We start from the raw sequence: 13,098 nt of genomic DNA on the forward strand, positions 1-13,098 counted from the left end.
GACGCGCTGGAGGTCGGCCGCGCTGGAGGCCCGCCGGCCTGGAGGTCAGGTGAGAGCTTGGGGTCAGCCGACGGGGGCACCGCGCGCCGCCAGCCACGGCACCGGGTCCACCGCCGACCCCAGCTCCGGTGTGACCCGTACCTCGAAGTGCAGGTGCGGGCCGGTGGAGTTGCCCGTGGTGCCGGACTGGCCGATCCACTGCCCGGTGCCGACCTGCTGGCCCTGGTCCACGGTGACCGCGGCGAGATGGCCGTACTGGGTGTAGTAGCCGCCGGGGTGTGCGATCACGATCTGGATGCCGAAGGCGCCCCCGCAGGACACCCTCACCACCCGTCCCGCTCCCACCGCCCGCACCGGCGTCCCGATCGGCACCGCGAAGTCCTGGCCGGTGTGCCGGTTGGCCCACCGGTCGCCGCCACTGCCGAAGCCGGCCGACAACGCGTACGTCTCCACGGGCGTGACCCACGCCTGAGTGAACCGCGTGAGCGGCTGGTCGAGCCGCACCGCGCCCCGGCAGCTGCCCGCCGCGACCGAGGCGTCCGCCCCGCCCTGCAACTGCCCGCGCGCCGCTTCCAGTTTCTGCTCGATAACGCTCTTCAGCGCGGCGAGCTCGGTCCTCCGCCTCTCCAGGACCTGCCAGGACACGGCGGCCTTCGCCTCGTCGGCGGCCAGCCGCGCCTCGGCCCGCCGGCTCTTGGCCACCGCGTTCTCCAACGCCAGATTGGCCTGCGAGAACACATGCTGACCCCGCATCAGCTCGTCCGGGCTGCGCGCCAGGACGATCTGGGCGGTCAGCGGCAGCCCGCCACCCGTGCGGTACTGGGCGCGGGCGATGCGCCCCAGGCTGTCGTGCGTGACCGCGAACTCCCGCCGCTCCCGGTCGAGCAGCGCGTCGGCCAGCTGCGCCCGCACCTGCTGCGCCTCGGCGTCCCGCCGGCCCGCCTCGTACCGCTGTGTCGCCACGGCGGCCTCCTGGTAGAGGCGCGCCACCCGGGCGCTGATCCCGGCGTCGTCCCCGTCCCCCGGTTCGCCGTCGGCGGGCGTGGGCCGGGCCGCGAGCACCGCCAGCGCGCACAGCAGCGCGGGAACGAGCAGCGGGTGACGGCGAGATGAGCGCATGTCAGCGATCGTGACCCGGACCTGGGGACCGGGCCTGTTCAAGTCGTACAGCCGGGGGACCCGTTGCTGCAGACGGGTCAGCCGGGCCGTCCGCAGGGCACCTGCCACACCACCGTCGTACCGCCGCCGAACGACTCCGCGCGCCGTTCGGGTTTCCGGAGGCCGCTGCGGCGTCCGCCCTCGGGGATGCCGAGGCCGTCGTCCGCGACCGTCAGGCGTGCCGGAAGGCCGGCAGATCCGGTCCAGCGTGGGGTTCAGTTCGAGCCCGCTGTCCCCGGACCGCATCGCCTCCAGCGGCTGCGCCACGCGGGCTGCCGACTCGGCGGGGAGCCCAGGGGCGTATCGGCGTCCGCGCTATGCCGCACCGACGAGCGACTCCGCCTCCGCCTCCCGCTCCACCATGCGCCGCAACGGACCCGGCACAGCGGCCAGCTCCGCGTACGTCCCCCGCTGCGCCACCAGCCCCTGATCCAGCACGACGACCTCGTCGACCGCCTCGAGCCCGGCCAGCCGGTGCGTGATGAGCAACGTCGTACGCCCCTCGGTCGCGGCCAGCAGATCGGCGGTGAGCGCGTCGGCCGTGGGCAGGTCGAGATGCTCGGCCGGTTCGTCGAGGATCAGCACCGGGAAGTCGGCCAGCAGCGCCCGGGCGAGCGCCAACCGCTGCCGCTGCCCACCCGACATCCGCGCCCCGTGCTCCCCTACGAGCGTGTCGAGCCCGTCGGGCAGGCTGTCCGCCCAGTCGAGCAGCCGGGCCCGCCGCAGCGCGTCCCGCAGCTCGTCCTCGCCCGCGCCCTTCTTCGCGAGCAGCAGGTTCTCGCGCACCGAGCTGTCGAAGAGGTGCGCGTCCTGCGCGCACAGCCCGACGAGTCGTCGTACGTCGTCGCCGTCGAGGGCGTACGCGTCCACGCCCGCCAGCGTGTACGAGCCCGCGCCCGCGTCCAGGAACCGCAGCAGCGTCTGCGCCAGGGTCGTCTTGCCCGAACCGGACGGCCCGACCACGGCGATCCGACGCCCCTCGTCAAGCGTCAGGTCGAGGCCGGTGAGCGCGTCCCGGTCCTGGCCCGCATGGCGGGCCGTCAGGCCTCTGAGGACGAGCGGGAAGGGCGAAGCGGGCGCCTGCCGGGGCTGCTGCGGCTCCCGCACCGGCTCCGGCGCGTCCAGCACCTCGTACACGCGTTCCGCGCTTCTGCGCACCCTCTGCCGGTACTGCACGGCGAGCGGCAGCCCGAGCACGGCCTCGAAAGCGGCCAGGGGAGTGAGCACGACGACGGCCATGGCCACCCCGTTCAGCCTGCCGTCAGCGACGCCCTGGGCGCCCGCGAGGGCGGCGGCGGCGACGGTGAGGCCCGAGATCAGCGCGGTGAGTCCGTCGCCGAGCGCGGTGGCGGTGGCGGCCCGGGAGGCGATCCGGGTGAGCGTGCCGTCGGCCCGTCGCGCCTCTGCGGTACGGGCGGGCAGGGCGCCGGCGACGGTCAGCTCGGCGGTGCCGGTGAGCAGATCGGTCACCCGCGTCGCCAGCACCCCCCGGGCGGGGGCCAGCCTGCGCTCGGCGCGCCGGGCCACGGCGCCGGTGACCAGCGGGACACCGACACCCGCCGCTACCAGGCCCACGGCCAGCGCGGCCCCGGCCTCGGGCAGCAGCCACGTCGTGAACGCCACGGAGGCCGTGGACACGAGCGCCGCGGAACCGGCGGGCAGCAGCCAGCGCAGCCAGTAGTCCTGCAGGGCGTCCACATCGGCGACCAGCCTCGACAGCAGGTCGCCCCGGCGGGTGCGGCGCAGCCCGGCGGGCGCCAGCCGCTCCAGACGCCGGTAGACGGCGACCCTGGTGTCGGCGAGCATCCGCAGCACGGCATCGTGCGAGACCAGCCGCTCGGCGTACCGGAACACGGCCCGTCCGATCCCGAAGGCCCGCGTCGCCGTCACGGCCACCATCAGATACAGCACCGGCGGCTGCTGCGAGGCCCGCGAGATCAGCCACCCGGAGGTCGCCATGAGCCCTACGGCACTGCCCAGGGCCAGGCTCCCGAGAAGGAGAGCCAGGCCAAGCCGCCCGCGACGGGGGCCGGACATGGCACGGACACGGGTGAGGACACTGCTTGACGGCTCATTGAGGCTTGCGGGCTTGGAGAGCCTGTCGAGGCTTGGGGACTTGGACAGCCTGTCGAGGGTTGAAGGCTTGGAGGGGGCAGCGGGCTCGGGAGGCGCAACGGGCTCGGCGGCCTCGGCATGCGCAATTGGCGCAACGGGCACAACGGGCTCTGCGATTACCTGTTCAGTCAGTGTTATGTCACATACCACCGTCTCCCCAACTCCGGCACCCCCCACCGCCTCCTCCACCCGCACCACCCGATCAGCCACTCCCAGCAGAGCCGGCCGGTGCACCACCAACAGCACGGTCCGCCCCACGGCCAGCCGTCGGACCGCCTCCACGACCTCCGCCTCGGTCGCTCCGTCCAGCGCGGCCGTCGGCTCGTCGAGCAGCAGGACGGGCCGGTCCGCGAGGAACGCTCGGGCCAGGGCGAGCCGTTGCCGCTGTCCGGCGGAGAGACCGGCGCCGTCCTCGCCGAGTTCGGTGTCGATCCCGGTGGGCAGCACGTCCACGAACTCCAGGGCGCCCGCGTCCTCCAGGGCCTGTCGTACGGCGTCGTCGTCGGCGTCGGGACGGGCCAGCCGTACGTTCGCGGCGATGGTCCCGGCGAACAGCTGAGGCCGCTGCGGCACCCACGCGATCCGGGACCGCCACTGTTCCAGGTCCACGTCCGCGAGGTCGGTGCCGCCGACCCGCACCCGCCCCCCGTCCACCGGGACGAACCCCAGCAGCGCATGCAGCAGCGTGGACTTGCCCGCCCCGCTCGGTCCGACGAGCGCGACCGTCTCACCGGGCTCGACGGCGAAGGACACGTCCGACACGGCGTTCTCCGCCCGCCCGGGATAGCGGATGGTCAGCCCCTCGAAGGCGATGCGCCCCGCCGGGACGGCCGCCGTCCCGGACGCCGGCACGGGCGTCTCCAGTACGGCGAAGATCTCCTCGGCGGCCGCGAGTCCCTCCGCCGCCGCGTGGTACTGCGCACCGACCTGCCGAAGCGGCAGATAGGCCTCCGGGGCGAGGACCAGGATGACCAGCCCGATGTACAGGTCCATCTCGCCGTGCACCAGCCGCATGCCGATCGTCACGGCGACCAGTGCCACCGACAGCGTGGAGAGCAGTTCCAGCGCGAAGGACGAGATGAAGGCGATCCGCAGGGTCCGCATGGTCGCCTGCCGGTACTCGCCGGTGATGCGTTTGATCGACTCGGCCTGGGCCTTGGCCCGCCCGAACACCTTCAGCGTCGGCAGTCCGGCCACCACGTCCAGGAAGTGCCCGGACAACCGGGACAGCAGCCGCCACTGATGATCCATGCGGGACTGCGTGGCCCAGCCGATCAGGATCATGAAGACGGGGATGAGCGGCAGGGTGGCGACGATGATCGCCGCCGAGACCCAGTCCTCCGTCACGATCCGGGCGAGTACCGCCACCGGTACGACCACCGCGAGCCCCAGCTGGGGAAGATAGCGGGAGAAGTAGTCGTCCAGGGCGTCGACTCCACGGGTCGCCAGCGCGACGAGGGAGCCGGTCCGTTGTCCGCTCAGCCAGCCGGGCCCCAACGCGACCGCGCGCTCCAGCAACCGCCCCCGCAGCTCCGACTTCACCGCGGCACTCGCGCGATGAGCGCCAAGCTCGGTCAGCCAGGAGACCAGCGCGCGTCCCGCTGCGACGGCCGCCAACAGCAGCAGGGGAGTACGGAGTTCAGCGACCGGCATCCCGTGCTGGAAAGCGCCGACCACCACTTCGGCGATGAGCATCGCCTGGGCGATGACCAGCGCCGCCCCGACGGCACCCAGGCCGACGACCGCGACCAGGAAGAGGCGGGTGGCACGGGCGTATCGGAGCAGACGCGGATCGATTGGTTTCACGTGAAACACACCTCAGTGCGCGGCTTCGGCGATGTGCTGCGTTCCGATGCGCTTGCGGAACACCCAGTAGGTCCAGCCCTGGTAGAGCAGGACGAGCGGGGTGGCGATCGCCGCGAGCCAGGTCATGATCTTCAGGGTGTAAGGGCTCGACGAGGCGTTGGTGACCGTGAGGCTCCAGTCCCCGTTGAGCGACGACGGCATCACGTTCGGGAAGAGCGAGAGGAAGAGCATCGCCACGGCGGCCACGATCGTGACTCCGGAGAGCGCGAACGACCAGCCCTCGCGTCCGGCCTGGTTCGCCACCAGGGCGGCGACCAGTGCGGCCACGGCCACGATCAGCGCGACCAGGCTCTTGCCGTCGCCGCTGTCGACCTGGGTCCACAGCAGGAAGACCAGCGCGAGTGCGGCGGTGACGAGACCGACCCGAAGGGCCAGCTTCCGTGCCCGCTCCCGGATGTCGCCCACCGTCTTGAGGGCCGTGAACACCGCTCCGTGGAAGGTGAACAGGGTCAGGGTGACGAGACCGCCGAGGAGGGCGTAGGGGTTGAGCAGGTCCCAGAAGGTGCCGACGTACTCGAAGTTCTTGTCGATCTTCACGCCCCGGACGATGTTGCCGAAGGCGACGCCCCACAGGAACGCCGGGATAAGCGATGTCCAGAAGATCGCGGTCTCCCAGTTGCGCTGCCAGTTCTCCTCGGGCCGCTTGGCTCGGTACTCGAAGGCGACACCTCGGATGATCAGGCAGACCAGGATGACCAGCAGCGGCAGATAGAAGCCGGAGAAGAGGGTCGCGTACCACTCGGGGAAGGCGGCGAAGGTCGCGCCGCCCGCGGTGAGCAGCCAGACCTCGTTGCCGTCCCAGACGGGCCCGATCGTGTTGATCAGGACCCGCTTCTCGGGCCGGTCACGGGCGAGCAGCTTGGTGAGGATGCCGACCCCGAAGTCGAAGCCCTCCAGGAAGAAGTAGCCGGTCCACAGGACGGCGATGAGGACGAACCAGACGTCGTGCAGTTCCATGACTCGATCTCCCTCGGCCTAGTACGAGAAGGCCATCGGCTTGTCGGCGTCACGGGAGTCGCCGCCGATCTTCGTGGGCGGGTTGAGGTCGGCTTCGGTGAGCTCCGGCGGGCCGGCCTTCACGTACTTCACGAGCAGCTTGACCTCGACCACGGCGAGGACGGCGTACAGCGCGGTGAAGGTGAGCATCGAGGTGAGGACCTCGGCCTGGGAGACACCGGGGGAGACCGCGTGCCTGGTCTGCAGGACGCCGTAGACGACCCAGGGCTGTCGGCCCATCTCGGTGAAGATCCAGCCCCAGGAGTTGGCGATCAGCGGGAAGCCGAGGGTCCAGATGGCCACCAGCCAGTAGAGCTTGCCGAGCTTGGGGCTCAGGGCCCTGTTGCGGAAGAGGACCAGATGCGGCACCTCGTCCTCGCCCACCCTCAGATGCTGCGGCAGCATGAACTTCTTGCGGGTCAGCCAGAGTCCCGCCAGGCCGATCGCGAAGGAGGCCATACCGAAGCCGATCATCCAGCGGAACGCCCAGAAGGTGACCGGGATGATGGGACGGTAGTCGCCGGGGCCGTATTTCTGCTGCTCGGCCTTGTTGGTGTCGTTGATGCCGGGCACGTACGAGTTGAAGTTGTCGTCGGCGAGGAACGACAGCAGGCCGGGGACCGACAGTTCGACGGTGTTGTGGCCCTTGCTGACGTCGCCGTAGGCGAAGATCGAGAACGGCGCCGACTTTTCGCCGTCCCACAGCGCCTCGGCGGCGGCCATCTTCATGGGCTGCTGCTTGAACATGACCTTGCCGAGGGTGTCGCCGCTGATCGCGGTGAGCAGGCCGGCGATGACCACGGTGACCAGGCCCAGCCGCAGCGAGGTCTTCATCACCCGGATGTGCTTCTTGCGGAACAGATGGAAGGCGGCGATGCCGACCATGAACGCGCCGCCGGTCAGGAAGGACGCGGAGAGCGTGTGGAAGGCCTGGGCGAGTGCGGTGTTCTGGGTCAGCACGTGCCAGAAGTCGGTGAGTTCGGCACGGCCCTTGGCCTTGTTGATGCGATAACCGACCGGGTGCTGCATCCAGGAGTTGGCCGCGAGGATGAAGTACGCGGACAGGATGGTGCCGATCGACACCATCCAGATGCAGGCCAGATGGATCCTCTTCGGCAGCTTGTCCCAGCCGAAGATCCACAGGCCGATGAAGGTCGACTCGAAGAAGAAGGCGATCAGGGCCTCGAAGGCGAGTGGAGCGCCGAAGATGTCACCGACGAAGCGCGAGTAGTCGGACCAGTTCATGCCGAACTGGAACTCCTGCACGATGCCCGTGACCACACCCATGGCGATATTGATCAGGAAGAGCTTGCCCCAGAACTTCGTCGCCCTGAGGTACTTCTCGTTCTCCGTCCGCACCCAGGCGGTCTGCAGGCCGGCCGTGAGGGCCGCGAGCGAGATCGTCAGCGGGACGAAGAGAAAGTGGTAGACGGTGGTGATACCGAACTGCCATCGCGCCAGCGTCTCCGGCGCCAGAGCCAGGTTCACGTCGCCGCTCCTTACACGCGCTTGTGAAAGCGTTCACATTCACAAGCAATTATGCAGCATGCCTGTTCGGCACCCTAGGGGCGGGGGGGTCCCTGGTCCGGACCGACCGTCCCACCAGGGAGGACCCGGTCGGCCCATGGCATGCACAGGGCGCCTTGGTTCCACGTGAAACCAAGACACCCCGGACCGATCCGCGGCAGCCGCCGGCTGCCGTACAGCGCTACAGCTCCTTGCGGAAACCCTCCGCCACCTTCACGAAGATGTCGTTCGCCTCCGTCTCCCCGACCGTCACCCGCACACCCTCGCCGGGGAACGGCCGCACCACCACACCGTGCTGCTCGCAGGCCTGGGCGAACGCGACCGTCTGCTCCCCCAGCCGCAGCCACACGAAGTTGGCCTGGGTCTCGGGCACCGTCCAGCCCTGCGCGCGCAGCGCGTCGACGACGCGGTTGCGCTCACCGACCAGCGAGCCGACCCGGCCCAACAGCTCGTCCTCGGCGCGCAACGAGGCGATCGCCGCCTCCTGCGCCAGCTGGCTCACGCCGAACGGCACCGCCGTCTTGCGCAGCGCCGCGGCCACCGGCTCATGGGCGATCGCGAAGCCGACCCGCAGACCGGCGAGGCCGTACGCCTTGGAGAAGGTGCGCAGCACACAGACGTTCGGGCGCTCGCGGTACAGCTCCACGCCGTCCGGGACCTCGGGGTCGCGGATGAACTCGCGGTAGGCCTCGTCCAGGACGACCAGCACATCGCTCGGCACCCGGTCGAGGAACCGCTCCAGCTCGGCCCGCTTCACGACGGTGCCGGTGGGGTTGTTGGGGTTGCAGACGAAGATCAGCCGCGTGCGGTCGGTGATCGCGTCCGCCATGGCGTCCAGGTCGTGGACGTCACCCGGCGTCAGGGGGACCTGCACCGACTTCGCGCCGCTGATCTGCGTGATGATCGGGTACGCCTCGAAGGACCGCCAGGCGTAGATGACCTCGTCGCCGGGGCCGGAGGTCGCCTGGATCAGCTGCTGGGCGACGCCGACCGAGCCGGTGCCGGTGGCCAGGTGGGAGAGCGGGACGCCGAAACGGTCGGACAGCTCGTCCATCAGGCCCGTACAGGCCATGTCCGGGTAGCGGTTGAAGGACGAGACGGCTGCCGTGACCGTCTCCAGCACGCCGGGCAGCGGCGGATACGGGTTCTCGTTGGAGGACAGTTTGTAGGCCACCGGGCCGCCGGCCGCGGCACCCGCGGCGGAAGCCGCGGACTGGATACCGCGCCCCGGCTTGTAGGTGGGGATACCCTCCAGCTCGGCGCGCAGCTTGGGGCTTGTCTCGCTCACCGCAGTCCTCCTCGTCGGCGTCCAATACTCCTCACCTTATGAGGATTGGACGCCCCTGCGAACAGCTGGGAGCCAACCCCATCCGTCACACAGGCATCAGGGGCATCACCGTACGAAGCCAGACGAATCCGGGGGCGCGGGCCGCATATATCTGTGCGCCGGTGGCTCACGCCCTGGCGCGCATCACCCGTGCAGGTGAGTTGAGACCTCTTCGAGACATCGAGTACTTGGCAGGCCCATGCGTGTCGACAAGTCACGTAGTGCCATTGGATCGTTCAACTGCCTTTCTTTCACAGGTAGTTGACGTTAAATGACCTTGCAGAAACGTGCCTGTCAACGCGTGCATATGCGTCCGCCCTACCCCACCGCATGAGCCCTACTATCGGCTCGCCATGACAGCAGCAGGGAAGCACCAGGTGAGCCGCGCGGAAACCTCCCGTCGAGGCAGCCGGCCGGGCCGGGCGGGCATCAGAGACGTGGCCGCCGCCGCCGGAGTCTCCATCACGACCGTCTCCGACGCCCTGAACGGCAAGGGCAGGCTCCCGGACGCCACCCGCCGCCATGTCCGTGAGGTCGCCGACCGGTTGGGCTATCGCCCGTCGGCCGCGGCCCGAACCCTCCGTACCGGAAAGTCGGGCCTCATCGGCCTGACCGTGACGACGTACGGGGATGAACCTTTCACCTTCACCGAGTTCGCGTACTTCGCGGAGATGGCGAGAGCCGCCACCTCCGCCGCGCTCGCCCGCGGCTACGCGCTGGTGATCCTGCCGGCGACCTCGCGCCACGACGTGTGGTCGAACGTCGCCCTGGACGGCACGGTCGTCATCGACCCGTCCGACCAGGACCCGGTGGTCAGCGAGCTGGTCCGGCAGGGGCTGCCGGTCGTCTCCGACGGCCGCCCGGCCGGCGCCCTGCCGGTCACCGCGTGGGTCGACAACGACCACGAGGCCGCCGTGCTCGGGATCCTCGACCACCTCGCCGACGCCGGCGCCCGCCGGATCGGTCTGCTGACCGGGACGACGACCGACACGTACACCCATCTGTCGACGACGGCGTATCTGCGCTGGTGCGAGCGCGTCGGCCAGGACCCGGTGTACGAGGCGTATCCGGCGCACGACCCGTGCGCGGGGGCCGTCGCCGCCGACCGGCTGCTGGCGCGTCCGGACCGACCGGACGCGGTCTACGGACTGTTCGACCCGAACGGCACCGACCTGCTCGCCGCCGCCCGCCGCTACGGTCTGCGCGTACCGGACGACCTGCTTCTGGTCTGCTGCAGCGAGTCGACCGTGTACGCGAACACCGAACCGCCCATCACGACACTCTCACTGAAGCCCCGTCGCATCGGCACGGCGGTCGTGCAGCTCCTCATCGACGCGATCGAGGGGGTCGAATCGGACCAACCGGTCGAGCAGGTGATACCGACGGAGCTGATCGTGCGCACCTCGTCACAACGACGGGCCCCGCGCACGACGGTCAGCCCCCCGCGATCGCCCGAAGAGGGGTAGAACAAGCGCTGTCAGCAGCGGTCGAAGCCCTGCCCAATCGGGGCGAATGCCGCGGTGAACTGGACTCTTGCGCCGATTCACCACCCCTGGGTCATCACATGGCGCGATCGGCATTCCTATGATGGGCCCACGACACCGCGGGCCGCTGCGACCAGGCAGTCCCAAGCGGTGCAGATGCGGCGCGATGGTGGAGGGGTCTGATGACTCAGGGGGCCGGTCAGGGACCCGAGGCGGAGCGGACGGCGACGTTGCGCGACTTCCGGGTGCCCGCGTACGTCCACGAGACCGGTCCGTACGGCCACAGCACGCACCCCGGCGATGTCGTACCGGCACATGAGGAGGCGTACCCCGAGGGGTACACGCCGACCGAGCGGGATCTGCCCGTCGTGGGCCCCGGTGACACGCTCCAGGTGCCCGTCGACCCGACGGCCCAGGGCGTTCCGCAGCAGGCGGACGGCGTGGGCCCGCTCTATGTCGTCGGGGACGTGCACGGCTACCTCGACGAACTGGTGGCCGCCCTCCAGGAACAGGGTCTGATCGACTCCGCCGGGAACTGGTGCGCGGGCACGGCCCGGCTGTGGTTCCTCGGCGACTTCACCGACCGCGGTCCCGACGGCATCGGTGTCATCGACCTGGTGATGCGGCTGTCCGCCGAGGCGGCCGCGGCCGGCGGCTACTGCAAGGCGCTCATGGGCAACCACGAGCTGCTGCTGCTCGGCGCCAAGCGCTTCGGCGACACCCCCGTCAACTCCGGCGCGGGCACCGCCACCTTCCAGGCGGCCTGGCTGCTCAACGGCGGCCAGAAGACCGACATGGACCGGCTCCAGGACCACCACCTCCAGTGGATGGCCCGCCTGGACGCCGTCGAGGAGGAGGACGGCTATCTGCTCGTCCACTCGGACACCACCGCCTACCTCGACTACGGCGACTCGATCGAGGCGGTCAACGACACCGTCCGCGAGACGCTCACCCGCAACGACGCGGACGAGTGCTGGGATCTGTTCCGCAAGTTCACCAAGCGCTTCTCCTTCCGCGACGAGGGCGGCGCGGACGCCGTACGCTCCCTGCTGGATACGTATGGCGGCACCCGCATCGTTCACGGTCACAGCCCGATCCCCTATCTGCTGGGCGAGGTCGGCTCCGAGGACGGCGAGGAGCGCTCCGAGCCGTTGATCGAGGGACCGCACGTCTACGCGGACGGTCTGGCCATCGCGATGGACGGCGGGGTGACCATGGCCGGAAAGCTGCTGGTCCAGCAACTTCCCCTGGATATCTGAGCGTTCTGCGGGCAGACGACCTCCGCGGCGGAACAGCGACAAACGACGCAGGCCAGGGGCCAATTTCTTCAAACCCCCTGTCACCGTGTGCCGTCCCCGCTCTACCATCGGCTTATCCGTAGCAGGCTCCCCTCCGTTTCTGCCCGACGGCTCGTTGGCATGCGAGCCCCAAGCCCTACGGAGCATCGGGGGATGCACATGAACAGCGTTCCGCAGCACCTGCTGAGCGAGGACCGCCAGGAATACGAGCGGGTCCTCGATGAGGCGCTGCGCTCCGCCCCAAACCGCCCGGAGCTGGCCACCGTCGGCCAGCGGCTCAACCCCGAACAGCTGCGCACCATGGCGCTGAACGCCACCGCGATCATCACGGTGGCCGCCGCGACCGAGTACCAGCACTATGTGAAGGTCCGTGAGGAACTGCGCCACCCGGCGTCGTCCACCCCCGCCTCCACCCGTGAATCCGGCTCCTCGGAGCCGGGCACGGGGGCGCTGGGGCTCGCGGCCACCCTCGGCGAGGGCGCCGAGTCGGCCGGCGCGGGCGCCGTCGCCGTCGCCGCCGTTCTCGCCCCCGTCCTCGCCGGAACGGCCGCGGCGATCTTCCTGCTCGTCGGCTACATCATCAGGTCCCTCGCCCCCAAACAGGTGTTCGGCAAGACGATGATCACGGCGGGCTGGGTGTTCGGCGCCATGACCGCGGTCGCGATCGTCGTCGCCTGCGTGGGGCTCCTGCTCACCGCCCTGCGCAACCGGCCCGCTCTGGAGTCCGGCCCGTACGGCGAACTGAGCGGGGAGGTCTCCCGCGCCAGGGAAGCCTGGCGCGAGGCGCTTCTGGAGCGCGGTGTCCTGCCGTTCCTGCGGGATGCGCTGGCCAACCCCGGCGCCGCCGAGGCACTGCACACTCCGGCACCGTCGGCACCGACCGGCCGTATGCCGCACCTCGGCTACGACCGACCGGGCTTCACCAGCCCGGACGACGGCCCGGCCCGAGGACCGCGACCGAGTTTCTCCAGCCCGGACTACACCAGTCCGGACTTCGGGGGCCCGGAGCACCAGCCGGAGTAGGGCTCGGCTTGCGCTCTCCGCCACGGGCCCCCTCCGGGGCGGCTCCCTCGGCGGAGCGCAAGCCGAACGCAACCGCTGGGCCGTACGGTTCTCGTTCCTCTCCCGGCTTCCGCCGTGCTCGCGGCGGATGTTCCGGGAGATCTTCATGCCGGGGACATGCGCCGCTGTTCCGGTCTGCCGTCCCTCGCCGGTATTCCTGGCCGGCCGTCCCCGCCGGTACCTCTCGCCTGCCGTCCCCGCCGGTGTCTCCGCGCGGCTCCGAACGAGTGGACTCGCCGGTACATGATCGGAAGGTGGGTCTGTG

At 70.3% G+C, this 13,098-nt stretch carries 8 protein-coding genes; 3 read left to right on the plus strand and 5 right to left on the minus strand.

Annotated features, from left to right (window positions below):
* Positions 1-63: 63 nt before the first annotated feature.
* The 5 genes from ABZT17_RS19220 to hisC form a co-directional block, all read right to left on the minus strand.
* Positions 64-1,119, minus strand: coding sequence for a M23 family metallopeptidase (locus ABZT17_RS19220; RefSeq protein WP_356350421.1), 1,056 nt, complete (start codon positions 1,117-1,119; stop codon positions 64-66).
* A 354-nt stretch (positions 1,120-1,473) separates the two neighbouring features.
* A complete protein-coding gene (gene cydD / locus ABZT17_RS19225) occupies positions 1,474-5,088 on the minus strand; it encodes a thiol reductant ABC exporter subunit CydD (protein WP_356350424.1) in 3,615 nt (1,204 codons plus the stop codon).
* Positions 5,089-5,091: 3 nt separating this feature from the next.
* Positions 5,092-6,096, minus strand: coding sequence for a cytochrome d ubiquinol oxidase subunit II (gene cydB, locus ABZT17_RS19230; protein WP_356350427.1), 1,005 nt, complete (start codon positions 6,094-6,096; stop codon positions 5,092-5,094).
* Positions 6,097-6,114: 18 nt separating this feature from the next.
* Positions 6,115-7,623, minus strand: coding sequence for a cytochrome ubiquinol oxidase subunit I (locus tag ABZT17_RS19235; protein ID WP_356350430.1), 1,509 nt, complete (start codon positions 7,621-7,623; stop codon positions 6,115-6,117).
* A 220-nt stretch (positions 7,624-7,843) separates the two neighbouring features.
* Positions 7,844-8,950 (minus strand): histidinol-phosphate transaminase, encoded by a 1,107-nt coding sequence (gene hisC / locus ABZT17_RS19240; protein WP_356350432.1) that lies wholly within the window; start codon positions 8,948-8,950, stop codon positions 7,844-7,846.
* Between the two features lie 392 nt (positions 8,951-9,342).
* Between hisC and ABZT17_RS19245 the strand changes: the two genes are divergently transcribed.
* The 3 genes from ABZT17_RS19245 (at position 9,343) to ABZT17_RS19255 (ending at position 12,794) form a co-directional block, all read left to right on the plus strand.
* Positions 9,343-10,455, plus strand: coding sequence for a LacI family DNA-binding transcriptional regulator (locus tag ABZT17_RS19245; protein WP_356350434.1), 1,113 nt, complete (start codon positions 9,343-9,345; stop codon positions 10,453-10,455).
* Between the two features lie 200 nt (positions 10,456-10,655).
* Positions 10,656-11,732 carry a metallophosphoesterase gene (locus ABZT17_RS19250; protein ID WP_356350437.1) on the plus strand — a complete coding sequence of 359 codons (1,077 nt, stop codon included), beginning with the start codon at positions 10,656-10,658 and terminating at the stop codon, positions 11,730-11,732.
* 192 nt (positions 11,733-11,924) lie between these two features.
* The gene (locus ABZT17_RS19255; protein WP_356350439.1) at positions 11,925-12,794 is read left to right on the plus strand and encodes a hypothetical protein; all 870 of its coding nucleotides are present in this window, start codon (positions 11,925-11,927) and stop codon (positions 12,792-12,794) included.
* Positions 12,795-13,098 lie beyond the last annotated feature (304 nt).

Source organism: Streptomyces sp. NPDC005648 (genome assembly GCF_040605395.1).
Classification (GTDB): domain Bacteria; phylum Actinomycetota; class Actinomycetes; order Streptomycetales; family Streptomycetaceae; genus Streptomyces.